Source organism: Frondihabitans sp. PhB161 (assembly GCF_003814635.1).
Lineage (GTDB): Bacteria > Actinomycetota > Actinomycetes > Actinomycetales > Microbacteriaceae > Frondihabitans.
Genome location: NZ_RKQW01000001.1, coordinates 137,433 through 160,823 on the forward strand (window position 1 = coordinate 137,433; position 23,391 = coordinate 160,823).

The 23,391-nt window shown below is 70.0% G+C and carries 27 protein-coding genes; 1 reads left to right on the forward strand and 26 read right to left on the reverse strand.

What is annotated here, in order from left to right; all coding sequences use genetic code 11:
- A complete protein-coding gene (locus EDF39_RS00675; RefSeq protein ID WP_123939636.1) occupies positions 1-498 on the reverse strand; it encodes a hypothetical protein in 498 nt (165 codons plus the stop codon).
- A gap of 132 nt (positions 499-630) precedes the next feature.
- Here EDF39_RS00675 and EDF39_RS00680 point away from each other — a divergent pair, with 132 nt between their 5' ends.
- On the forward strand, positions 631-1,497 hold the full coding sequence (locus EDF39_RS00680; RefSeq protein ID WP_123939637.1) for a spermidine synthase: 867 nt from the start codon (positions 631-633) through the stop codon (positions 1,495-1,497).
- 111 nt (positions 1,498-1,608) lie between these two features.
- On the opposite strand, the gene csrA is transcribed toward EDF39_RS00680, so the two are convergent.
- The 25 genes from csrA to EDF39_RS00805 form a co-directional block, all read right to left on the reverse strand.
- The gene (csrA, locus tag EDF39_RS00685; RefSeq protein WP_123939639.1) at positions 1,609-1,875 is read right to left on the reverse strand and encodes a carbon storage regulator CsrA; all 267 of its coding nucleotides are present in this window, start codon (positions 1,873-1,875) and stop codon (positions 1,609-1,611) included.
- A 128-nt stretch (positions 1,876-2,003) separates the two neighbouring features.
- A complete protein-coding gene (locus tag EDF39_RS00690) occupies positions 2,004-3,062 on the reverse strand; it encodes a hypothetical protein (protein ID WP_123939641.1) in 1,059 nt (352 codons plus the stop codon).
- Positions 3,063-3,106: 44 nt separating this feature from the next.
- Positions 3,107-5,101, reverse strand: a complete 1,995-nt coding sequence (locus EDF39_RS00695) for a flagellar biosynthesis protein FlhA (RefSeq protein ID WP_233573023.1) — start codon at positions 5,099-5,101, stop codon at positions 3,107-3,109.
- Between the two features lie 47 nt (positions 5,102-5,148).
- Positions 5,149-6,294, reverse strand: a complete 1,146-nt coding sequence (locus EDF39_RS00700) for a flagellar biosynthesis protein FlhB (RefSeq protein WP_055964874.1) — start codon at positions 6,292-6,294, stop codon at positions 5,149-5,151.
- Entirely contained in the window at positions 6,294-7,055 is a 762-nt protein-coding gene (locus EDF39_RS00705) for a flagellar biosynthetic protein FliR (RefSeq protein WP_123939643.1), read from the reverse strand. The genes EDF39_RS00700 and EDF39_RS00705 overlap by 1 nt, the downstream gene beginning before the upstream one ends.
- On the reverse strand, positions 7,055-7,330 hold the full coding sequence (gene fliQ / locus EDF39_RS00710; RefSeq protein ID WP_055964871.1) for a flagellar biosynthesis protein FliQ: 276 nt from the start codon (positions 7,328-7,330) through the stop codon (positions 7,055-7,057). Before fliQ ends, EDF39_RS00705 begins: the two co-directional genes overlap by 1 nt.
- Positions 7,330-8,328: a flagellar type III secretion system pore protein FliP gene (gene fliP, locus EDF39_RS00715; protein ID WP_228513890.1), complete on the reverse strand. Its 999-nt coding sequence runs from the start codon at positions 8,326-8,328 to the stop codon at positions 7,330-7,332. Before fliP ends, fliQ begins: the two co-directional genes overlap by 1 nt.
- Positions 8,325-8,825, reverse strand: a complete 501-nt coding sequence (locus EDF39_RS00720) for a flagellar biosynthetic protein FliO (protein WP_055964869.1) — start codon at positions 8,823-8,825, stop codon at positions 8,325-8,327. Before EDF39_RS00720 ends, fliP begins: the two co-directional genes overlap by 4 nt.
- A gap of 3 nt (positions 8,826-8,828) precedes the next feature.
- The gene (fliN, locus tag EDF39_RS00725) at positions 8,829-9,527 is read right to left on the reverse strand and encodes a flagellar motor switch protein FliN (RefSeq protein ID WP_123939645.1); all 699 of its coding nucleotides are present in this window, start codon (positions 9,525-9,527) and stop codon (positions 8,829-8,831) included.
- Complete coding sequence (locus EDF39_RS00730; protein WP_233572919.1) at positions 9,524-10,456, reverse strand: flagellar motor switch protein FliM; 933 nt, start codon at positions 10,454-10,456, stop codon at positions 9,524-9,526. Before EDF39_RS00730 ends, fliN begins: the two co-directional genes overlap by 4 nt.
- Positions 10,457-10,522: 66 nt before the next feature.
- Positions 10,523-11,548 carry a flagellar motor protein MotB gene (locus tag EDF39_RS00735; RefSeq protein ID WP_123939647.1) on the reverse strand — a complete coding sequence of 342 codons (1,026 nt, stop codon included), beginning with the start codon at positions 11,546-11,548 and terminating at the stop codon, positions 10,523-10,525.
- Positions 11,545-12,357 carry a motility protein A gene (locus EDF39_RS00740; RefSeq protein ID WP_123939649.1) on the reverse strand — a complete coding sequence of 271 codons (813 nt, stop codon included), beginning with the start codon at positions 12,355-12,357 and terminating at the stop codon, positions 11,545-11,547. The genes EDF39_RS00735 and EDF39_RS00740 overlap by 4 nt, the downstream gene beginning before the upstream one ends.
- 1 nt (position 12,358) lies before the next feature.
- Positions 12,359-12,700: a flagellar FlbD family protein gene (locus EDF39_RS00745; protein ID WP_123939650.1), complete on the reverse strand. Its 342-nt coding sequence runs from the start codon at positions 12,698-12,700 to the stop codon at positions 12,359-12,361.
- Positions 12,701-12,911: 211 nt separating this feature from the next.
- Complete coding sequence (locus EDF39_RS00750; protein WP_055964861.1) at positions 12,912-14,084, reverse strand: flagellar hook protein FlgE; 1,173 nt, start codon at positions 14,082-14,084, stop codon at positions 12,912-12,914.
- A 182-nt stretch (positions 14,085-14,266) separates the two neighbouring features.
- Positions 14,267-14,713 (reverse strand): flagellar hook assembly protein FlgD, encoded by a 447-nt coding sequence (locus EDF39_RS00755; RefSeq protein ID WP_055964859.1) that lies wholly within the window; start codon positions 14,711-14,713, stop codon positions 14,267-14,269.
- Between the two features lie 13 nt (positions 14,714-14,726).
- Positions 14,727-16,397: a flagellar hook-length control protein FliK gene (locus tag EDF39_RS00760; RefSeq protein WP_123939652.1), complete on the reverse strand. Its 1,671-nt coding sequence runs from the start codon at positions 16,395-16,397 to the stop codon at positions 14,727-14,729.
- Entirely contained in the window at positions 16,394-17,137 is a 744-nt protein-coding gene (locus EDF39_RS17825) for a C40 family peptidase (RefSeq protein ID WP_123939654.1), read from the reverse strand. Before EDF39_RS17825 ends, EDF39_RS00760 begins: the two co-directional genes overlap by 4 nt.
- Positions 17,134-17,586: a flagellar FliJ family protein gene (locus tag EDF39_RS00770; protein ID WP_158613103.1), complete on the reverse strand. Its 453-nt coding sequence runs from the start codon at positions 17,584-17,586 to the stop codon at positions 17,134-17,136. The genes EDF39_RS17825 and EDF39_RS00770 overlap by 4 nt, the downstream gene beginning before the upstream one ends.
- Complete coding sequence (locus tag EDF39_RS00775; RefSeq protein ID WP_370275140.1) at positions 17,583-18,956, reverse strand: FliI/YscN family ATPase; 1,374 nt, start codon at positions 18,954-18,956, stop codon at positions 17,583-17,585. Before EDF39_RS00775 ends, EDF39_RS00770 begins: the two co-directional genes overlap by 4 nt.
- Complete coding sequence (locus EDF39_RS00780) at positions 18,953-19,561, reverse strand: FliH/SctL family protein (RefSeq protein ID WP_123939658.1); 609 nt, start codon at positions 19,559-19,561, stop codon at positions 18,953-18,955. The genes EDF39_RS00775 and EDF39_RS00780 overlap by 4 nt, the downstream gene beginning before the upstream one ends.
- Positions 19,554-20,579, reverse strand: a complete 1,026-nt coding sequence (gene fliG, locus EDF39_RS00785; RefSeq protein ID WP_123939660.1) for a flagellar motor switch protein FliG — start codon at positions 20,577-20,579, stop codon at positions 19,554-19,556. Before fliG ends, EDF39_RS00780 begins: the two co-directional genes overlap by 8 nt.
- Entirely contained in the window at positions 20,576-22,240 is a 1,665-nt protein-coding gene (fliF, locus tag EDF39_RS00790; RefSeq protein ID WP_123939662.1) for a flagellar basal-body MS-ring/collar protein FliF, read from the reverse strand. The genes fliG and fliF overlap by 4 nt, the downstream gene beginning before the upstream one ends.
- Positions 22,240-22,578, reverse strand: a complete 339-nt coding sequence (gene fliE / locus EDF39_RS00795) for a flagellar hook-basal body complex protein FliE (protein WP_055964842.1) — start codon at positions 22,576-22,578, stop codon at positions 22,240-22,242. The genes fliF and fliE overlap by 1 nt, the downstream gene beginning before the upstream one ends.
- Complete coding sequence (locus tag EDF39_RS00800; protein ID WP_123939664.1) at positions 22,578-22,973, reverse strand: flagellar basal body rod protein FlgC; 396 nt, start codon at positions 22,971-22,973, stop codon at positions 22,578-22,580. The genes fliE and EDF39_RS00800 overlap by 1 nt, the downstream gene beginning before the upstream one ends.
- Positions 22,973-23,314, reverse strand: coding sequence for a flagellar basal body protein (locus EDF39_RS00805; protein WP_055964838.1), 342 nt, complete (start codon positions 23,312-23,314; stop codon positions 22,973-22,975). The genes EDF39_RS00800 and EDF39_RS00805 overlap by 1 nt, the downstream gene beginning before the upstream one ends.
- Positions 23,315-23,391: the final 77 nt, after the last annotated feature.

Genomic DNA, 23,391 nt, shown 5'->3' on the forward strand with positions numbered 1-23,391 from the left:
TCATGCCCTGCTGGCGACGGCGCGCGGCAGGCGGGCGTCGACCACGAAGGCGGCGGCGGCGCGGTTGGCCGCGACCGTGAGAAGGATCACGCCGGTGGCGGTGAGCAGGTGCGCGCCCAGCAGTCCGCCGACGACGTCGAGACCGATGCGGAAAGCGATGAGTCCGATCCACAGGGCCATTCCCGCGCCGCCGGTCTTGGCCTCGATCGTGGTGCCCTTCGCGTCGGGTGCCGCAGCGCGGAACGTCGTGATGCGCCCCATGACGAGGCCGACCGCGACCGCGAGGACGAGCTCGACTGCGATGAGCGCCACGTCGACCGGACCGGCCGCCAGCGTCGTGGCCGCCGACGACAGATTGACGAGGCCGAGGATCCCGAGGATCGCCGGCAGACGCCAGACGCTCGTCCGGTCGACCCGGCGCCAGCGGAGCTGCTTCGAGCCGACATAGACGACGAGCGCGATTCCGAGGAGGACGTTGGTGAGCAGGTGAAGCGACATGGGGAGCCTTTCTGACGGGGCCGGTGGGGAGGTGATTCCAGCCTCGCCGCGTCGGGCCGTCGACCCCACCACCCCAGGGTGGACACACCGGTGACCAGGGTGGAGATTCGCACCGCGTGGCAGGCTAGGCACATGGCCTCCCCCTCCTCGCCCGACTCCGACGCGCCCTCCGAGATCACGATCGGTGCGGGCCAGGCGAGGATCGACCCCGACAAGTACAGCCCCGGCTCGTTCACGCTGATAGTCGACGGAACGCCGCAGTCGCACGTCGACCTCGAGGATCCCACCCACCTCGTCTTCGAATACGTCCGCCGCATCGGTCACGCCATCGATACGCTGCCGGACGGCCCGATCACCGCCCTCCATCTCGGCGGCGGCGCTCTCACGCTGCCGCGCTACGTGGAGGCGATGCGGCCGGGCTCCCGCCAGCAGGTGATCGAGCTCGAGCAGGATCTCATCGACCTGGTGCGCGCCGAGCTGCCCTTTCCGCGCGGAGCGTCGATCCGGGTCCGGTACGGCGACGCCCGGGCCGTGATGGAGAAGCTTCCGGCAGGCCTGCGCGGCACCGTCGACCTGCTCGTGGTCGACGTCTTCGGCGGATCGAGGATCCCCGCCCACGTCACCTCGCTCGAGTTCTACACGGCGGCTGCGGCTTTTCTGTCTCCGCGTGGGATCCTCGTGGTCAATTCGGCCGACGGAGCCGGCCTCGCGTTCGCGCGTGGCCAGGCGTCGACGCTCGCGACGGTGTTCGAGCACGTCGCGGCCGTCGCCGATCCGGGCACGCTCAAGGGGCGCCGTTTCGGCAACGTCGTACTCATCGGGTCGCTCGCCGAACTGCCGCTGGGCGAGATGCCGCGGGTGTACTCGGCGGATCCGCTGCCAGCGAAGGTCGTGGCCGGGCGCGAGCTGCGCGACTTCATCGCGGGGGCGCCGGTTGTGACGGATGCGACCGCCGTGCCGTCGCCGGAGCCGTCGCGGTCGGTGTTCGGAGGGCGCTAGCGGCGGGGGCCGATGCAAATTCGAAGGAAAAACGCGCGCCTGCGGGCTCGGATCCGCGAGGGTTCGTCGGCCGAGCGAGGTTTCTCCTTCAAATTCGAAGGAGAGGCGGGGCTACTTCGAGTCGGGCGCGGGCGAAGCGTCGGGGGCCGGCTTGTCGCCCAGCAGGTCGAGCAGGCGCGCCTCGGCGTCGTCGGAAGCGGCGGCCGCCTCGGCGTTGGCCTCGGTCACCGCCCGGACGACCTCTTCGCGCTGCACCTTGATGCCGCGAGGGGCGTCGATGCCGACGCGGATGCCGTCGCCTCGGGAATCGAGGATGGTGAGGACGATGTCGTCACCGATGAGGATCCTCTCCCCGACCTTGCGCGTAAGCACCAGCATCCCGCAAGACTACCGGCGCGGGGCGCTGCCGCAAGACGCCGTGCGGACGGAGCGACGTGCCGCGGCACGAGCGGCAGTCCGTACGACGCCGTGCGGCAGAGCGACCAGGCAATGGAGCCCGGCAGCGGCTACGCGTCGGCCCACCCGACCGGCAGGCCGAGCGCGCGCACCGTGTCGGGGCTCGACGTCTCGGCGATCCCCGTCACGGCGAGACCGTCGGCATCGATCACGGCCGTGACCGCGGCGACGAACCGCTCGGTGTCGGCGTGTTTGCGGGCGGCGTCGACGACGACCCAGATCTGATCGGGCGCCAGATCGCGGACGATGTCGGCAGCGCGGGAATCCCACCCCACCGCGACGAGGGTGGCCCGGTCGAGCTCGACCCCGGAGGCGCGCGCGTCGAGGGCACCCCGACGATCCGAGACGGCGACGAATCGGCCGTCGGCGCAGGTGCCGGCCACTCGCACCGCCGCCCGGGTACGGCTCGACCCCTCGGCCATGGCCTGGACGGTGGCGGACGTGTCGGGGCGCTCGCCGACGACGACCACGAGGTCGCCCGGGCCCTCGAGCAGCGACGGGGCGAGCGGGCCCGCGGCAGCAGCGGCGGCACGACGACCGCGGCCGGTCGGCGCAGGCCTGATCGGAACGGCGAACAGAGGATCCGACGGGGCCGGCCCGGCAGGAGCGCTCGGCTCCGTGATCGCGGGGGCGACGCCGTTGAAGGCGAGATCGTCCATGAGGTCGGCGAATGCTCCCGACCGGGTCGAGACCGCGGGCTCGGGCTCGGGAGCGGCGAATGCGGGCGACCCGGCAGCGGCGGGTGCGCCCGTGCCCGCCGACGAGCCCGACGCGGACTCCTGCGCGAAACCCTCCTCGGCCTCTTCGGCGTCGGCGAGCAGAGCGGCGAGCCCGACGCGCTGGGCCGGGGTCGGCGTGAAAGCGCGCTCGGCGTCGGGGCCGGTGAGGGGTCGGGCTGGATCCTTCGTCGGTGCCGCCCGGCGGCCACGCTCGGGAAGCTCGACCGTCGCCTCGACGTAGCGCTTCGAGAACAGCCCGGCGATGCCGAGACCGCCCGAGGTGACCCGTTCGGCCGCGACGATCCGGGCCCTCGGACCGTGCTCGCTGCGGACGCGAGCGGCGATCTCGTCGAGGGTCTTGCCCTTCAGGACGATGCGCTGGCCGGTCATGGAGTCAGCCTCTCACGACCTCCGCGACCCCGGAAGCCCACGGGTCAGGCCGCGAGCGAGTCGGCGCCGCGCACGACGCCGACGGTCTCGATCGTTACGTGGCCGGCCGTGGCCTCCTGGTACGACAGCACCGGCAGACCGCCGGTCTGGGCCGAGACGAGACGGCGGATCGCGGGGCGGAGGGCCGGCGCGCAGACCAGCACGGCCGAGAGCCCCGAGGCCTCGACGTTCTGCACCTGAGCCTTGAGCGACCCGAGGATCATCTCGATGCGGTTCGCGTCGAGGAGGATCTGGGTGCCGTTCTCGGACGGACGCAGCCCCTCGAGCAGCGACTGCTCGAGCACGGGGTCGATCATGATGACGCGGAGGATGGCGCCGTCAAGGTACTGGGCGGCGAGCGCCGGGCCGAGCGCCGCACGAGCCGCCTCGATCAGACCCTCGGGGTCGCTCGACACCTTGGCGCGGAGGGTCAGCGCCTCACAGATGCGGCCGAGGTCGTTGATGGGGATCTGCTCCTGCAGGAGGCCCTGGAGCACGCGCTGCAGTTCGGCCATGCTCAGCATCGACGGGATGAGCTCGTCGACTGCCGGCGCGTTGACCGTCTTCACACCCTCGACCAGCACGCGCACGTCTTCGCGGCTGAGCAGGCGGGCCGCGTTGTCGGAGATCATCGACGACAGGTGGGTGACGAGCACCGAGACGCGGTCGATCACGGTCGCGCCGGTCATCTCGGCGGAGTGGCGCATCTCGGCGGGGATCCACTTGCCGGCGAGGCCGAAGACCGGCTCGACGGTCGAGACGCCGGGGAGCGCGTCGAGGTAGTCGCCGAGAGCGAGCACCTTGCCGGCGGGGGCGATGCCGCGGCCCGCCTCGACACCGGCGATCCGGATCGCGTAGGTCGACGGCGGCAGCTCGACGCTGTCGCGGGTGCGCACCGGCGGCACGACCACTCCGAGCTCCATCGCGATCTTGCGGCGCAGCGCCTTGACGCGGCCGAGGAGGTCGTCGGAGGCGCCCGAGACCATGTCGACGAGGTCGGGGGCGAGCTGGATCTCGAGGGCGTGCACGCGCATCTGCTCGAGCAGGTCGTCGGTCGTCTCGGCGGGCGCGATCGCCGCGGTCTGCGCGGCGAGCTCGGCGCTGGCCTGCTCGGCGGCGGTGCGGGCCTTGATGCGCTGACCGATGACGAGCAGCATGACGCCGACGATGATGAAGGGGATCTTCGGCATGCCGGGGATGAACGCCATGGCGAGGGCTGCGACGCCGGCGATGGTGATCGCGACGCGCGACTGGGTGAGCTGGGTCGACGCCGTCGAGCCGAGGTCCGACTCGGCGTTCGAGCGGGTGACGATCATGCCGGTCGAGACGGCCATCAGCAGCGCGGGGATCTGAGTGACGAGACCGTCGCCGATGGTGAGGATGCCGTACTTCTGAACTGCGTCGCCGATGGCGAGACCGCCCGTGGTGACGCCCATCGCGATGCCGCCGATGAGGTTGATGATGATGATCAGGATCCCGGCGATCGCGTCGCCCTTCACGAACTTCGAGGCGCCGTCCATCGCGCCGTAGAAGTCGGCCTCGCCGGCGACCTCGGCCCGGCGCTGCTTGGCGATCTCGTCGGTGATGAGGCCGGCGTTGAGGTCGGCGTCGATCGCCATCTGCTTGCCGGGCATCGCGTCGAGGGTGAAGCGCGCGCCGACCTCGGCGACGCGCTCGGCGCCCTTCGTGACCACGACGAACTGGATGACCACGAGGATCAGGAAGATGACGGCGCCGATGATGACGCTGCCGGCGACGGCGACGTGGCCGAACGCCTGGATGACGTCGCCGGCGAAGCCCTGGCTGAGCACGAGGCGCGTCGACGCGACGTTGAGGCCGAGACGGAAGAGCGTCGCGATGAGCAGCAGCGACGGGAACACCGAGAAGTCCATCGGCTTCTTCACGAACATCGTCGTGAGCAGGATCACCAGCGCGAGCAGGATGTTCACGATGATCAGCACGTCGAGCAGGATGCTCGGCACCGGGACGACGAGCAGCATCACGATGCCGACGACGCCGACCGGGACTGCGAGTTTCGGCAAATTCTTCACGAGGTGGCTCCAACGAGGGTGGTGGGTGCTGCTGCGGGAGGTTCGGGTGCGGCGGCGATGGTGCCGCCCGGCATGGTGTGGACGCCGTGCGCTGCGCGGGATCCTCGTGCCTTGAGGGCCATGACGAAAGTGAGGACGCGGGCGACGGGTGAGTAGAGGTCGACCGGGATCTCGTCGTTCAGCTCGCAGGCGGCGTGGAGGGCCCGGGCGAGCGGGATGTCTTTGACCATGGGCACGCCCTCGGCCTCGGCCTTCTCGCGGATGCGGCGGGCGACCTCGCCGGAGCCCTTTGCCACGACGCGAGGAGCGGATCGGCCCGGCTCGTACTTCAGGGCGACGGCGACGTGGGTCGGGTTGATCATGACGACGTCGGCGTCGGCGATGGTCGACATCATCCGGTTGCGGCTCATTGCGAGGGCCCGCGAGCGACGCTGCTGCTTGATCAGCGGGTCGCCGTCCTGCGACTTGCTCTCGTCTTTGATCTCTTTCTTGGTCATGCGCGTCTTCTTCCGGTTGCGACGCATGACCACGATCATGTCGAGGCCGCCGAGTGCGAGACCCGCGACGACCGCGGCGACGACGAGCGACGACACTCCCCCGCCGGCGGCCGACATCAGCGACGCCAGCGGAAGGTTGGCCGTCATGAGCACGGGCATGAGGTTCTGGATGACCATCCAGAGCACGAGCGCGACGACGCCGGTCTTGAGGAGCACCTTGGCTCCCTGCCAGAGCGCCTGCAGGCCGAACATGTTCTTGATGCCGGCGAGCAGGTTGAAGTGCTCGAACTTCATTATCGACTTCTTGAAGTGGATGCCGCCCTGGACGACGGCGGTGACGAGCACCGCGATGCCGACGATGGCGAGCATCGGGGCGACGATCCCGCCGATCGACGAGAACGCGTCCATCATGGCGGCGGTGGCGCGCGCAGGCGTCGGGTCGTCGATGACGTCCTGCAGGGTCATGAGCTGGTGGAGGCCCGCGACGGTCGAGCGGTCGATCGCGCCGGGGATGGCGATGACGGCTGCGCCGACGCCGACCCACGCGCTCAGGTCGGTGGATTTGGAGAGTTGGCCCTTGTCGTGGACCTCCTTCATCCGCTTCTCGGTGGCGTCCTCTGTCTTTTCGCCGCTGTCGTCGGCCATCAGCTCACCGCCCCCATCATCGCGTCGACGGCCTGCTTCGAGAGGCTGTTGACGATCTGCGGAAGAGCGACGAAGACCATGCCGGCGAGGCCGAGCGTGATCATGATCTTGAGCGGGTAGCCGAGCTGGAACGCGTTCAGGGCCGGGGCCACGCGAGTGAGCAGGCCGAGGCCGGCATCGGCGAGGAAGAGCACCACGATGAGCGGCCCCGCGATCTGCAGGGTGGAGAGGAACATCTGCGTGGTGGTCGACACCAGCAGCTGCACGGGGTGGGCGAGATCGAGGCCGACGCCGACGGGGATGGCGTCGAAGGTGCGGGTGAGGCCGCCGATGATCAGCTGGTAGCCGCCCGAGGTGAACATCAGCACGAGGGCGGTCATCTGGAAGAGCCGGGTGAACTGGGCGCCGTTGACCTGCGAGCCGGGGTCGTAGCCCATGGCGAGCTGGAACCCGCCGAAGAGGTCGACCGCGCTGCCGGCCGCCTGGATGGCCGCGAAGACGAGCCACACCAGGAAGCCGAGGACGGCCCCGGCGACGACCTCGAGCACCAGTGAGACGAAGAAGGATCCCGTCGTCTGCAGCTGGTAGCCGGGGACGACCGCCGGGGAGACCGCGATGGCGAGACCGACCGACAGCATCGCTTTCACGCGCGCCGGAATGGCCTTGTAGGAGAACGGCGGAGCGATGACGAGGAACGCCACCATGCGCACGCCGGCGAGCATGATCGCCTCGACCGCGCCCATCGAGAAGTCGAAGCCCATCAGCCACCGCCGAGCAGACCGGGGATCCGGTCGAACAGCGCCGTGGTGAAGCTCACCATGGTCGAGATCATCCAGTTGCCGCAGACGACGAGGGCGATGGCGACGGCGATGGCCTTCGGCACGAACGCGAGCGTCGGCTCCTGGATCTGGGTGATCGACTGCAGCAGCGAGATCGCGAATCCGACCACGAGCGCCGTGATGAGCACGGGCGCGGCGAGCTTGCCGGCGACGAGCAGGGCCTGCACGCCGATGTCGAGGACTCCGGTGGTGTTCATCAGTTGTAGCTCTCGATCAGGCTCTTGATGATGAGGCCCCAGCCGTCGACGAGCACGAACAGGAGGATCTTGAAGGGCAGCGAGATCATCACCGGCGGGAGCATCATCATGCCCATCGACATCAGGGCGGCCGACACGACGAGGTCGATCACGAGGAACGGCAGGAAGATCACGAAGCCAATGATGAAAGCGGCGCGGAGCTCCGAGATCATGAACGACGGGATGAGGGTGAGCATCGGCACCGACTGGATGTTCTCCGGGTTGGCCTTCTTGGCGGCCCGGGTCATCAGCGCGATGTCTTCTTCACGGGTGTGCGCCGTCATGAAGGTGCGGAGCGGCCCCTCGGCGAGCTCGATCGCCTTCTGGAAGTCGATCTTGCCGCTCAGGTAGGGCTGCAGCGCGAGGTCGTTGATGTGGATCAGCACCGGCCCCATGATGAACAGGCTGAGAAAGAGCGCGAGGCCCGCGATGACCTGGTTCGGCGGGATCGACTGGAGGCTGAGGGCGTTCCGCGTCATCGCGAGCACGACGAAGATCTTGGTGAAGCTCGTCATCATCAGCAGCAGCGCGGGGGCGACGCTGAGCAGCGTCAGGCCGAGCAGCGTGACGACGGCGGACGAGGGCGTGCCGTCGGGGCCGTTAATGTTGACCGACATGCCGCCGGTGCCGGTCGTCGCCGGGGCGGTCGGCGTGGTCGGGGTGACGGGCGCGGTCGGCTCGACCGGCGCGGCATGGCCCGCGTTCGCGGTGATCAGCAGGATGCCGACGACGAGGGCGAGGACGGCGATCACGATGGCGACGACGCGCAGCACGCGGGCGAGGCGCTCGCGGCGATCGCGGGCGGTGACGACACGGCTCGTGAGAGCGGCGGGCTTGGCTGCTCCGACCAGGCGGCCGGCGAGCGAGTGCTCGAAGCCGAGGCGGAGGGCGGTCATGGCGAATCCGGGCGCGGCCGAAGGAGCCGCAACCCACGAGCTGCGGCGGAGCGGGGCGGTCATGCCCTCTTCTGCGTTCGCATGGCTGCCGCCGCCTGCTTCCAGGTGCTGGCGGAGAGAATCGAACCGGCGATCGGCGAGGCAGCGACCGGCGTTGCGGCGGCGGCCCGGGCGGCCCGCCGCGGACTCAGAACAACGGGCTCAGGATCCGGCTGCACCGCGATCGGCGCCGGCGTCTGCTCGAGCACCGCAGCGAATGCACTCCCCGCGGCCGGAGCCGCCGAGATCGCCGTGACCGTCGCGTCGACCGGCGCCACGGTCGACCCGATGACGCTGACCGACTGCTCGGTCACGCCCAGGACGTAGCGGACACCCTCGACGTCGACGACCGCGACGGACGCCTTGCCCGAGATGCCCTGGCGGGCGACCACGGTGACGTGCTTGGCCTGCTTCGCGCCACGACCCGTCTTGGTGGCGACCTTTTTCTGGATAGCCCAGAGGAGGCCCAGCACCGCGGCGAGGGAGATGACGACCCGAAGGGCCAGGAAGAGGGTGTCCACGGGTCAGTTCTGCCCGTCCGCGAGGTCGAGGATCTGGGTGATGCGGACGGCGTAGTCCTGGTCGACGACGACGACCTCGCCGTGGGCGATGAGGCGGCCGTTGAGGAGCACGTCGGCCGGGGCGCCCGCGGAGCGGTCGAGCTCGATGACGGCGCCGGGCTCGAGGCCGAGCACGTCGCGGACCGACATGCGGGTGCGACCGATCTCGACGGTCAACGCCATCTCGACGTTGTTGATGCGGCCGAGCTTGTCGGCGACCGATCCCTGGAACGGGACCGCTGTGGATCCTTGCCCCGGGTTGACGGCGCCGAACTCGCGGATGCGCACGACGAACCAGCCGGCCGGCCGACCGGCGTCGGTGAGCTCGAAGAGGATGCTGTCGGGGTCGGCGGCGAGCGCCTGCGCGTCTTCCTGGCGGACGTCGCCGAGCACGCCGGCGCCGAGGGCGTTCGCGGCTCCCTCGAGGGCGGGACGGAGCAGGTCGCTGGCGTTCAAGCCGGCCGGGGCGATGCCCGAGGCGTCGGTGTGGACGAGGGCGAAGTCGGCCGACACGTCGCCGACGAACGTCGCGGTGACGGCCTCGGCGAGGGCGCCGTAGGGGGCGGACTGGACGATCTGCGTCGTGAGCGGAACGCTCGAGGGCAGGAGGCCGGCGAGGGCCTTCGCCGCGCTGGCGTGCAGGGCGGTGACGGTCGGGGTCATGCGAGTCTCTCTTCGGTGGTGACGATGATGCCGGCGAGGCGCGAGCCGTTGGCGCCGACGGCCGCGCGACCGACGGAGATGCCGCCGACGGTCATGTCGAGCGGGCGGTGCGCGGGGTGCGGCAGGGAGATGAGGTCGCCGACCGCGAGGTCGAGGACGGCGGTCGGGCGCATCTGCGCCGGGAGGAACTGCAGGGCGACGTCGACCGGCACGGAAGCCAGCTGGGCGTCGATGAGCTCGCTGGAGTTCTGCGCCGTGGAGGTCGGGTTCGTCTCGCCGAGCTGCGGGAGGAGGATCTCGGCGGGCAGTGCGAGGGTGGCCGGGGTGGCGAGCTCGCCGACGCGGATCTCGAACGAGGCGACGATCATGAGGTCGCTCTTGGCGGCGGCCTGGGCGAACTGCGAGTTGTACTGGAATCCGCCGACCGAGATCGGGGTGACGAGGAGGGATCCGAGCGAGTAGCGGAGGTCTTCGAGCGCGTCGTCCATCAGGCGGCGCACGAGGGCCTGCTCGATGGGCGTGAATTTGCGCTCGGGCAGCACGGTCGAGGCGTGCGTGTTGCCGCCCAGCATGTGGGTGACCCAGCCGAGGGCGGCCGCCGACGAGAACTGGATGACGGCTTTCGCACTGACGCCCTCGAGGGGGCAGAGCACCATCGCCGTGGTCGCCGGCAGCGACGCGGCGAAGTCGTCGTAGGTCGTCATCTCGACCTGGTCGCAGGTGACCTGCGAGAGCACGCGCACCTTGGCGGTGAGCTGCGTGCCCCACTGGCGGGCGAACGTCTCGAAGCCGAGCTCGAGCACGCGCGAGTGCTCACGGGCCAGCGTCGTCGGTCGACGGAAGTCGTACACCTCGATCGAGCGGGCGGAGCCGGTGCGCGTGGGCGCAGGCTTGAGCACGCTCGGGGCGGTCTGATCGAGGAGGGTCACGTAAACCCTTATCGGCCGGACCGCGCCGGGCGTTAGCCACGATTGTGAATTATCTCGCCGAGTGAGCTAATGACCACCCTCGGCCTCGGTGGACGTCGCCTTCTCCTCGGTGGTCGACTCCGTCGTCTTCGACGCCGTGGGCGCGGCTCCCGTGGCCGCCGCCTCGGCCGCTGCGATCTTCGGGATCAGCGCGTTGACCTCGTCTTTCTGGTTCGAGAGGACCACGATGTCGACGCGCCGGTTCTTCGCCAGGTCGGCGTCCGAGTCACCCTTCGCGAGGGGCCTCGAGGATCCGAAGCCGACCGACTGGATCCTCTCGCCCGGCATCCCCCCGCGCTCGACGAGGTCGCGCAGCACCGCGGTGGCCCGTGACGCCGAGAGCTCCCAGTTGGTGGCATACGGCGCCGTCGACGCTCGCGAGTCAGCGTGACCCTCGACCGAGACACTGTGGCTCGCGGTCTTCAAGACCGGTGCGATCGCGTCCATCACCCGCTTGGCGGTGCCCGAGAGGTCGGCCGAGTTCGAGCCGAAGAACGTCTCTGAGCCGACCAGCCGGACGGTGAGGCCACGCGAGGTGATCGCGAACTCGACGTCTTTCGACAGGCCCTTCTGCGCGAGCTTTGCGGCGATCGCTTTCTTGATCGCCGTCAGGTCGTCGACCTCGGCGGTGGCGGCTTTCGTGTTGGCCTTCTGCTGAGCTTTGGTCTGAGGGACCGCGGCGGCGGCCTTTGCGGCGGCCTGGCCGGATCCTGCGGCATCGCTGTTCGTGGAGTCGGTGCCGCTCGCCGCCGTCGCCGTCTTAGCGTCGGTCTTGGAGGCGGAGTAGCCCTCGCCCTCCTTGGTGGCGTCGGCGGCCTTCACGATCGTGCCGGAGGCGGTGTCGACCGTCTCGGACTTGGTCTGGCCGAAGCCGGTGGCGAGCGACTCCTTGAGCGCGGCGAACTTGTTGGCGTCGACGCTCGACATCGCGAACAGCACGATGAACAGGCACATGAGCACGGTGATCATGTCCATGTACGAGGCCATCCAGCGCTCGTCGGGATGATCGTCGCCGTGCTCCTCAGCGTGAGCCTTCTTGCGGCGGGCACTCATGCCGCGATGTCTTCCTTGTCGCCGACCTTGGTCGACTTGACGGTCTTGCCCTCGGCGGGCAGGTCGACCTTCGGCACCATCGCGCGGAGACGGGCACCGAGGAGGCGGGGCTGCGTGCCCTCCTGGATGGCGAGCACGCCCTCCATGAGCAGGGTCATGCGGGTGACCTCGAGCTCCATCATGCGCTTGACGCGGCCGGCCAGAGGCAGCCACATCAGGTTGGCGCTGATGAGGCCCCACAGGGTCGCGATGAACGCCGAGGCGATCAGCGGGCCGAGTTCATCGGGCGAGGAGAGGTTCTCGAGCACGTGGGTGAGCGAGACGACCGTACCGATGATTCCGACGGTGGGGGCGTAGCCGCCCATGCTCATGAAGAACTTCGCACCCTGGCGAGCCTGAGCCGTACGGCCCTGGATCTCGTCTTCGAGCAGCTCGCGCAGCTCGTCGGCGTCGGTGCCGTCGGCCACGCTCTGCAGCGCGCCCTTGAGGAACGGGTCGTCGACGCCCTCCGCCTCCTGCTCGAGGGCGAGGAGGCCGTTGGCCCGGGCCTTCTCCGAGATGGAGACGAGCTCGTCGATCGACTTCGCCGGGTTCGCCTTCTTGGCGAGAATCGACGGGAGGATGATCTTGAACGAGTTGATGGCGTCTTTCAGGGCGCCCGAGGCGATGCCGACGCCGAGCGTCGTGCCGAAGACCAGCAGCAGCGGGCCCGGCAAGAAGATCGACATGATCGAGACGTGCTCGATCGTCATCATGCCGACGAGGGCGCCGAACGCGAGAACCGCGCCGATGAGGAGTGCGGGATCCATGTCAACGACCGCCGTTCTGCTCGAACGCGCCGGCGGTCACGAGGCCGAGGGCGGGGCGGGTGGCGGAGCTCCTGGTGGCTGCGGCCTGTGCGACCGGGCGGGCGACAGGCTGCGCGGCTTGGCGGGCGACAGGTTGCGCGACGGGCTGGTCGTCGTAGGCGAGTGCGACGATGCGCGAGCGGTACCGGGCGACCAGGTCGATGACCTCGGCCATCGTCTCGGTCACGATGAACTTCGCGCCGTCCACCATCACGAGTGTGGTGTCGGGGGTTTCGTGGATTCGCTCGATCAAGTCGGGATTGATCGCGAACTGACTGTCATTGAGTCGTGTGACGACGATCATCGGCCCGTCCTAGGTCTGTGTCTCCCGGCGCATCCGTGCTCCGGGGAGCGCACGTCCTGTGCTGCTCACTACCCACTATCGGCCGGGGGCGGGGGTGCGTTAGGTGGTCGTGCACCGAATTCTTCGGAACGCAAAAACACCGGTTTCAGGCGAAGACACCACCGAAGGGCGGTGTCGACGACTGAAACCGGTGTCAGGCCGAGCGGAGCGGCTAGCGCTTGAGGTTCGTGAGCTCCTGGAGCACCTCGTCGGAGGTGGTGATGATGCGGGCGTTCGCCTGGAAGCCGCGCTGGGCGACGATCAGGTTGGTGAACTCCTGCGACAGGTCGACGTTCGACATCTCGAGGGTGCCGCCGGCGAGCGCGCCGCGGCCCGGCTGCCCGGGGGCGCCGAGGGTGCGTGCTCCCGAGTTCGACGACACGACGTAGCCGGAGTTGCCGACCTTCTCGAGGCCGGCGGGGTTGGTGAACGTCGCGAGGGCGAGCTGGCCGAGCTTCGAGGTGGTGCCATTCGAGAAGGATCCGATGAGGGTTCCGTCGGCCGAGATGGTGTAACCGTTCAGCGTTCCGGCCTGGCGACCATCGACGTCGGAGATCGCGGCGGTCGAGAGGGTGGCGAAGCCGGTAAGGCTCGACATGTCGGCGGTGATGTCGCCGACGGTCAGCGAGCCGGAGGTGGTCTGCTTGCCGTTGACGAAGGCGAGGTTCGTGGTGCCGGTGTTGCCCTGGCCGTCGGTTCCGGCGACGCTCCACCCGGCCGTGGTCTTCGTGTAGTCGAGCGTCAGCGTGTGCTTCGTGCCCTTCTTGTCGTAGATGTCGACGTCGCGGGTGATCACGGTGCCGTTGGCCGCGTCGCCCGGGAGGTTACCAGCGACCTTCGCGGTGGTCGTCTCCTGAGCGGCCGACGTCGCGCCGACCGGGAGCATGATGTCGGCGAGACCGCCGTTGGTGTTGACGACGCCGTCGGTCGCCGGGTAACCCTGGACGATCTTGCCGTCGGTGGTGGTGAGGCGGCCCTGGCTGTCGAAGTCGAACGAGCCGGCGCGGGTGTAGACGCTCTCGTTGCCATTGCGGGTGACGAAGAATCCGTCGCCCGAGATCATCAGGTCGGTCGCCTTGCCGGTGGCCTGGGCCGAACCCTGCGAGAAGTTGGTGGTGATGCCGGCGACCTGCACGCCGAGGCCCACCTGCGCCGGGTTCGTGCCGCCGAGGCCCTCCTGGGCGCCGCCGGCGCCGTGGGTGATCTGCGAGAGGGTGTCTTGGAACACCGTCGATGACGCCTTGAAGCCGACCGTGTTGACGTTGGCGATGTTGTTGCCGGTGACGTCGAGCATGGTCTGGTGTGCGCGGAGGCCGGCGATGCCGGAGTAGAGCGAGCGGAGCATGGCGGATGCCTTTCGAGAAGAAAGAGGGAGGAAGGAAGTGTGAAGTGGTGCGGCCTTCCGTGGCCGTGAAGCCGGTCGCCATCCGTGGCAGCCGTCGTGTTCGGTGTCTGTGGCGCCGGGGCCCTGAGGCCGCCGGTCGCGCGTCGCTGGTCGAGGTCGTCGTTCGCGACTGAGAAGGGGGTCTACGGCGTGGTGGCCGCCGCGGAGGTCTTGTCGACGATGCCCGAGATCGAGTCGAGCGGGATGTCTTTGCCGCCGACGCTGACAGTCGGAACCGTGCCCGTGAACGAGACCGACGAGGCCGTGCCCGACACCTGCGTGCCGGTCCCGTCGTCGTAGGTGACCTGCTTGCCGACGAGGTTCGCCGCCGAGATGCGCATCTGCAGCGAGAAGTTCTCGTTGCCGGTGGTCGTGTTGTTGGTGACCTGCTCCATCATCGCCAGCTGAGTGGTCTGGCTGATCATGGCGTTGGTGTCCATCGGGCTGGAGGGATCCTGGTTCTTCAGCTGCGAGACCAGCAGCTGCAGGAACATCTCGCTGTCCATCGACTGCTTGGGCGCACGGGACGTCGCGGTGGTGGAGGCGGGCACGCTTGTCGTAACCGTGCCGGTGATGCCTTCGAGTGCCATTCGTTCAGTCCTTTCAGGCCATCACGTCGATGGAGGTGGCGGAGGTCGAGTGCACACGAGGTGCGCTCGACGGAGATTCTTCGTTCTCACTATCGGCAGGTGTCGCCGATCCGTCAGTGCGCGGGCCGCGGCCGGCCTGGCTCTGACCCTGCCCCTGCCCGAGGGCGCTCTGACCCTGCTGCGGCTGGTTCTGGCTCGACAGGTCGACGGTCGACGAGACACCGGCGGACTGCAGGTCGCGGCGAAGGTCTCCGAGGATCCCGCGGACCGCCTCTCGACCGGCGTCCGACTGCGCGAACAGCTCGACCCTCATCCCCTCCGCACCCACGTGGGCTCGGACGGTGACCGGCCCGAGGGCGTCGGGGCTGACCTGAACGGTCACGACGTGCTCGCCGTGACCCGCGGCCGCGAGCGTGAAGACCGGCCGGGCGAGCTGGGTGTGCAGAGGGGTCGCGGGTTGGGCCGGGGCTGCGGCGACCGCGGTGGCGGTCGTGGTCGCGGCCGGGGCGGGGGCCTGCGGCGCCTGGACAGCAGCGAAGGCCGCGGCGGTGTCGGGGACGGTCGGCTGCGCCGCGGTCGCGGTAGCACCGGACGGTGCGGCGGCAGGAGCCTCGGTGCCGAGCGCGGGTGCGGCGACGGTGCGAACGATCGGCGTGGTGGCCGCCGTCGGAGCATTCGCCGCGCCCGATGTCGCTGCGACGGATGACGCGAGGGCCGGGGAGACGGCCTGAGTCGCAGCCGGCTGGACGGCGGCTGCCGGGCCGGTGGTCGTCGCTGCGGTGGTCGGGACTGCAGTAGTCGGCGCAGCGGTGGTCGCGCCCGCCGCGAGCCCGGTGGCCGAGCTGGACTTCGCGTTACCGCTGGCGGCCGCGGTCGTCGACTCCGATTTGGGGCGCATGCTCGAGCCAGGAGGCGTCGTGCCGGCGACCAGCGCGGCTGGCAGCTGCGACGCCGTGGGCAGTGCCGTAGCGGGCGCGGCCGGGTCGACCGGCGCCGCGGCGATGGCAGCCGGGGCGAGGTCGGCAGTCGGTGCTACTGCTGGTGGGGCTCCCGGAGCGGACGCCGCCGACGAGGTGGCCGTCGGCGTCGGTGCGACCGGGGATGGCGAGACGGCCACGACGGAGGCGGGTTCGGCCAGCGCGCCGCCGAGCGGTACTGCAGCAGAGGCAGTGGCAGTGGCAGTAGCGAGCGAGGACTGAGCTGCCAGGGCGGCAGGCAGCGTTGCGCCCGGCGCGGTCGCAGCCGACGCGGTCGCAGACGGCGTGGTCGCAGACGGCGTGGTCGCGCCAGAAGAGGGCACGGCCGACGGCTGAAGTGCCGCGACGAGCGAAAGCGCCGAAAGGGGCAGGCCAGACAGGGGTACCGCAGACACGGGCGAGGCCGGGGCCGCCGAGGCATCCCCCACCGGAGCGGCGTCGGCGGCAGCGGCAGGGCTCGCAGGGTCGGCAGGCGTCGTGTCGGAACCGGAGCCGCCCTGCGACGACGGGTCGCGGGTGTCGCGCTGCGGCGAACGCGCGGCAGCGGTGCGGGGCGCGACGGGCTCGCGGGCGGGAGTCGAGGGATCCTGCGCGTGCATCGCGTCGCCGAAAGCGGACGCCGAGGCGGGCGAACCGGACGACCGCGAGGGCATGGACGGCGACGAGGCGGGGCGCGCTCCGAGCAGGTCGGCGACAGCGGGGCTCACGCGGAGGCTCCGGACGCCATGAGCTGCTGGAGGGCCGCCGTGACGAGGTCGGACTGCGAACCGGTCGCCTTCGCGGTCGACGCCGCCGACACCGACGCCGATGCGGTCGACGGCACGATGCGCCGGATCTCGCCGATGTCGCTGTCTTTGAGGTAGTTGTCGATGATGCGGACGTCCTTGCCGGGTCGGGGCGCGTGCAGGATCTTGCCGTCGCCGAGATAGATGACGATGTGGCCGCCGTCTTTGGTGCTGATGAGGTCGCCGGCCTTGGCGTGAGCGAGATCGGGGATCTTGACGCCCATCTCGGCCTGGTCGGGCACCACGCGCGGCATGGTGATTCCGAGGTCTTTGAAGACGGTCTGGACGAGGCCCGAGCAGTCCATGCCGGAGGTCGTGGTGCCGCCGAAGACGTAGGGCACGCCGAGGTACTTCTTGGCGTCGGCGACGATGTCGTCGCCGGTGACGCCGTTGTCGACGAGGCCGCCGGTCGGGCTGGCAGGGGTCGCCTTCGTGCCGGCTGTCGAATCGAGGCCGGTCGTGGAGGCCGCGGACGTCGCTGCTGCCGCTCCAGTTGCACCCGTCGTGCCGGTGGTGGCGTTGGCCGACGCCAGCGCCGACGCGAACGTCGACGCGCTGTCGGTCGACGACGTGCTCGACGAGGTGGAGAACTCCCCCGACTGGATCTGGGCGATGGTGCTCTGGATCTGCGAGATCCGGGTCATCACGTCCGTGACGCTCATGACTGCTCCCCCTCACGGGCGGTGAACTGGCTGGGACGGTGGTTGTTCGAGGCGATCTCGTCGAGGGCGAGCTGCTCGTCGCGGAGCTCCTCGGCGAGGGCGAGCGCGGTGTGTCGCTCCTCGAGCTTCTCCAGGGCGATCGACCGGGCCCGGGCCCCGTTGAACTCGGACTGCGCCTCGGCCGCCTCGATCCGGTGCGCGTCGGCCACGGCGTCGAGCTCGGCGATCATGCTGCGGGTCGAGGCGCGTGCTGCGGCCACCGCGATGAGGGTGGCCGCATCGGTGACGATGGATTTGGAGCCGGCGGCGTCGACGAGAGTGCGCTCCACACGGGCACGGCGTTCGGCGACGTCGCGGATCCTTCGGTTCGCCTCCGACAGCTCGGCGAGCGCCTTCTGCTGCTGGGCGTGACGGACGCGGAGCAGCCCGGCGAGAGAGAACTGCTTCACAGGGCACCGCCGAGGATCCGAGCGAGCCGTTCCAGCCTCGCCCACGCGTCTGCCGCGGGCGTCTGGTCGTCCATGCTCTGCTGCAGGAACGCGTCGATCTCGCCCTGGTGGGCCACCGCCGCGTCGACGAGCGGGTTGGTGCCCGGCTGGTACGCGCCGACGTCGATGAGATCCTGCGCCGACTTGCGAGCGGCCATGACGGTGCGAAGGTGCTTGGCGGCGGCGGACTGCTCGCGCGAGATGACCTTCGACGCGACGCGCGAGATCGAGCCGAGCACATCGATCGACGGGAAGTGCCCGGTGACGGCGAGCTTCCGGTCGAGCACGACGTGGCCGTCGAGGATCGAGCGGGCGGCATCGGCGATGGGCTCGTTGTGGTCGTCGCCATCGACGAGCACCGTGTAGAGGCCGGTGACCGAGCCGGTGACGTCCGTGCCGGCGCGCTCCAGGAGGTTCGCGAGCGTCGAGAACGTCGACGGCGGGTAGCCCCGGGTGGCGGGAGGTTCGCCGACGGAGAGTCCGATCTCGCGCTGAGCCATGGCGACGCGGGTCAGCGAGTCCATCATCAGAACGACGTCGGAGCCGCCGTCGCGGAACGACTCGGCGATGCGGGTGGCGGCGAACGCGGCGCGAAGGCGCATGAGGGCGGGCTCGTCGGAGGTCGACACGACGACGACGGAGCGGGCGAGCCCCTCGGGGCCGAGGTCGTCCTCGAGGAACTCGCGCACCTCGCGGCCGCGCTCGCCGATGAGGGCGATGACGCTGACCTCGGCGTCGGTGCCACGGGCGATCATCGACAGCAGCGACGACTTGCCGACGCCAGAGCCCGCGAAGAGGCCGAGACGCTGTCCGCGGCCGGCCGTGGTGAGGGTGTCGAGAGCACGGACGCCGAGCTGGAGGGGCGTGTCGATGCGGGCGCGCTGCATCGAGTTCGGGGTCGCGTGGTCGATCGAGACGAGCTCGTCGAAGTCAAGCGGGCCCTTGCCGTCGAGGGGACGGCCGAGTCCGTCGATCACGCGACCGAAGAGGCCGCGGCCGGTGGGGACGAGGATCGGGCGGCCCGTCGGGCGCACGGCCATTCCGGCGCGAACACCCGTGAGCGGACCGAGCGGCATGCAGCGCACCCCGTCGGCCGTCGCTGCGACGACCTCGGCCAGGCGCTCGACACGCTGGCCGGACGCATCGACGAACGGTTCGCCCACCGCGACGACCTCACCGAGAGCCGAGTCGAGGCCCGTCACGCCGAGCCCCAGGCCGACGACGCTCGACACGACGCCGACGCGCAGCGGGCGCGCCGCACGCGAGGCCGCACGCACCTGGGCGGCGACGTCGAGCGAGGGGGCGAGGAGGGTCGACGCGGCGAAGGTCACGCGGCGCCCCCGAGCAGTTCGTGGCGGGCACGGTCGAGCGCCGAGCTGAGCGTGGCGTCGATGAACCCGGCGGTGAGGTCGGCGCGGGCGTCGCCGCGGGCGAGGGAGGCGTCGGCCACGAGGTGCACGCCCAGCGCATCGCCCTGGCCGTCGAGCAGCGAGAGGTCGGCGGGGTTGAGGCGCACCGAGACGACGTCGGCGGGATCGACCTCGGCGAGCGCGCGGGTGAGCGCGGCGACGACGGTCGACTCGGGGTTCGTGTCGAGCTCGTAGCCGATCACGGCGGTGGCGAGCTGGAGGGAGGTGGCGAGGAGGGTCTGCTGCACCTCGGTGCGGAGGGCCGCCTGACGGGCGTCGATGGCGGCGGTGGCTGCGTGGAGCACGGCGATGGCGGCATCGGCGCGGGCGTTCGCGTGGGCGATCACGGCGGCCTGCTCGGCGGCGAGGGCCTCGCGGAGGGCGGCGGTCTCGGCCGCGGCGGCACGGAGCCCCGCCGCGTACCCGGCGGCCTCGCCGCGCTGAGCGGCCTCGTCTTCGCGCGCCGCCGAGAGCGGGTTGCGGAGCACAGGGAACGCGACGCGGGTGAACAGGGTGTCGCTACTCAACGAGGGCCTCCTCGTCGCCGCGCTGCACAGTGATCGCGCCCTGGGCCTCGAGTTCGCGGATCGCGCTGACCACCGAGGCGCGGGCCTCTTCGACCTGCGACAGACGGACGGGGCCGGCGGCGCGGATCTCGTCGTCGAGCAGCTCCCGGTTGCGCTCCGAGACGTTGCCGCGGATGACCTCGGTGACGGCCTCGGGCGCGCCCTTCATGGCGATCGCGAGCACGGCCGCGTCGATGCCGCGCAGCACCTGCTGGACGTCGCGTGGGTCGAGCTTGACGATGTCGACGAAGGTGAGCATGCGCGAGCGCACCTCTTCGGCGAGCGCAGGATCCCGCGCCTCCAGACCCTCGAGGAGGATCCGTTCGGTCGCGGCGTCGGAGCGGTTGATGATCTCGACCAGCGGCTGGATGCCTCCGACGGCCTCGACCTGCTCGCGGGGCGCGACGACGGCGCCGGCCCGCACCTTCAGCGTCTGGGCGACGATGCCGACGGCCTCGGGGGTCGCGGTGCCCATGGTGGCGATGGCCTGGGCGACGTCGGTACGGAGCGAGACGTCGAGCCCGACGAGCACCGCGGAGGCCTGGTCGGCCTTCAGGTGCGCGAGCACGAGCGCGATGGTCTGCGGCAGCTCGCTGTCGAGCAGGGTCAGCAGCTGACCGGAGTCGGCGGCGTCGAGGAATTCGAACGACTTGCCGGCCATCGACGAGGCGAGACGCTCCATGACGCCGGCGGCACGCTCCGATCCGAACGAGGCCTCGAGCAGCCCGACCGCGAAGTCGCGGCCGCCACGGCGAGTGACCCGGCCCTGTGTCGACAGCTCGTGGAACTCGCCCACGGCCGTGTCGGCCACGCTGGACTCGACGCGACGCATCTTGACCAGCTCGGCGGTGATCTCGTCGGCCTCGGTCTCGTTGAACTTCTGCATGACCGTGGCGGCACGCGCCTGATCCATCTGCATGAGGATGACGGCGACCTTCTGCGCCCCGGTCAGCTCGACCGGCTTGACTGCGGTGCTCATACGGTCTGCTTGTCTTCGAGCATGCCGCGGAGGAGCTCGGCCGTGCGGTCGGGGTCGCTGGCCGCGAGGGCGTCGATCTCGGCGCGCTTGCGCTCCATCGTGGCTCCCTCGGGGGCGAGTGAGGGCAGCTGCACGGTCGGGGCGTTGCTCGCCGAGAGGGCTTCGAGACGGCGGCGCTCGGCGTCGGCGAGAGCCATCGACTGGGTCTCGGCCTCGCCCGGCCAGGTGCCGGCGACCGACGAGATCTCGCCGAGGTCGATGTCTTCGCGCTCCTGCTTGCGGCCCTTGCGGGTCAGCAGGAACAGCGCGATCAGCAGCGGGATCGCGATGGCGGCGATCGTTCCGACGGTGCGGATGGTCGCCCACATGCTGTCGCTGGCGGCCTGCGCGTCGGCGGCCTTCAGCGCGGCGGCGGCGGCCTTCGCGCCCGAGGTGTCGAACGACACGGCCTGCACGCTGACCGAGTCGCCGCGCTTGGTGTCGACGCCCGCGGCCTTCGACACGAGGTCCGAGATAGCGGTGAGGTTTTGCGAGCCGGCGATCGAGCTGTTCAGGGCGACCGAGATGGTCTGCTTGTTCAGCTGACCGGCGGGGATGTTCGTGGTCTCGGTGGTCTTGTCGACGGCGTTGTTCTTGGTGGCCGACTCGTTGACGTAGCCGTTGCCGCTGGCCGACGAGGTTCCCGAGGTGGCCGACCCGCTCGGGACGGCGATGTTGTCGGGTCCGAGCACACCGGTCGTCCCCGAGGATCCGGCAGCGCCGTCTCCCGCATACGACTCCTTGGTGCTCGACTCGCTGAGGGGCTGCGCCCCGCCCGTCGGGTCGGCGTACGACTCCGACACCTTCGTGCCCGAAGACTGGTTCATGTCGGCCGCGACGACGACCGTCGAGTTGCCGGCGCCCAGCACCTTGTCGAGCATCGCCTGGACGCTCGCCTGCACGCGGCTCTCATAGTCGCTCGACTGCTGCGACGAGTTGCCGGTCGTGCCCGTGCCGACCGCCGAGAGGACGACGCCCTTCGAGTCGACGACCGAGACGTCGGTCGGCTTCATGCCCTCGATGGAGGCACTCGTCAGGTGCACGATCGCGTCGACCTGGTCGGTCGACAGGGTGACGCCCGACTTGGCCTGGACGAAGACGGAAGCGGTGGGATCCTTGGTGTTCTCCGCGAAGACGGTCTCCTGCGGGATCGCGAGCTGCACGCTCGCCGCCTGGACGCCGTCCATGGCGCCGATCGTCTTGGCGAGCTCGCCCTCGATCGCGCGCTTGTAGGTGACGTTCTGCTGGAACTCCGACGAGGTGACGCCCATGGTGTCGAGCAGCGAGTAACCGCCGGTGTTGTCGGCGGGGAGGCCTGCCGACGCGGCCTTGAGGCGCTCCGAGTAGACCTGCGACTGCGGCACGAGGATCGTGGATCCGCCGTCGGTGAGCTGGTACGGAACGCCGTCGGTGGTGAGCTGGTCGACCACGGCCGAGGCGTCGGTCGCGGCGAGGCCGGTGAACAGCGGCGTGTACGACGGCTTCGTGAGGAACGACGTGAGGGCGACGGAGCCGAGCACGAGCACGGCCACGCCGATGATCGCGAGCGTGCGCTGGGCGACGGTGAACGCCTTGATCCGGTCGGAGAGGCCGGTGAGCATGGAGCGGAGAGCGGGGGGCATCAGGCCTGCATCCTCATGATCTCGTTGAACGCGTCGACGCCCTTGTTACGGACGGCCGCGACGAGTTCCATCGTGACCTGGGCACGCGTGGCGGCGATCGTGGCGGTGTGGACGTCGTCGAGCGACCCGGTGACGGCCTTGACCGCGAGATCCTGCGACTGACCCTGCAGCGACTGCAGGCCGTCGATGACGTTGCCGAAGCTCGAGGCGCCCGTGGTGGGGGTGGCGTCGAGGCCGTTGATCGCCGAGGCGTCCTGCGTGGCGCCGACGGAGCCGACACCGGAGTTCAGGGCGGTCGAGCCGGTCGGGAAAGTCCCGGAGACGGGGTAGATGGGCATTAGTTGCGTCCGATCTGGAGAGCTGCTTCGTAGCTCGTCTTGGCGCGGTCGACGACCGCTGCATTCGCTTGGTAGCCGCGCTGGGCCATGATCAGGTCGGCCATCTGCGTGCCGAGGTCGATGTCGGGCATGCGCACATAACCGTTTTTGTCCGCCTGCGGGTCGTCGGGCGAGTACGTGACCCGACCCTCGGCCGAACCGAACGCGGCCGCCTTGACGTAGACGCCCGAGACGCCCTCGCCCTCCTGCACCTCGACGTAGCGCGCCTGGAAAGCGGCGCCCGACATCGGCTTGACGGTGTTGACGTTGGCGATGTTGTCGGAGATGGCGTCCATAAACTTGCGGTGGACGGTGAGGCCGGTGCTCGCGATACCGATCGCGTCGAACATGCCCATCAGCTGGTCCTCAGGGCGGCGCGAACGCTGGTGATGACGTTGTTCTCGGCCTGCGCGGCGAACTGGTACTGCAGCACGGTGGTCGTGTTGCTGAGGGTCTCGGTGTCGAGATTGACGTTGTTGCCGTTCTCGTTGGTGGGCTCGAGCGAGCGGGCCATCGTGGCGGTCGTCGCTCCGTTGCCCTTCTCGACGCTGGCCTTCAACGCGTCCTCGAACGACACCCGCTCGGCCGTGTAGCCGGGGGTGTTGATGTTGGCGATGTTGTTCGAGATCGCCTTCTGGCGCATCGAAAGGCCGTCGAGGGCGCTTTCGAGAGCTCGGGAGGTCACGGATTCCAGCACGTCTGCTCGCTTCGCAAGTAGCAGGGAGAGGCGGCCGATCCGTGGCCTGAGGAGTGAGCGATCCGTGCTCACGTTGC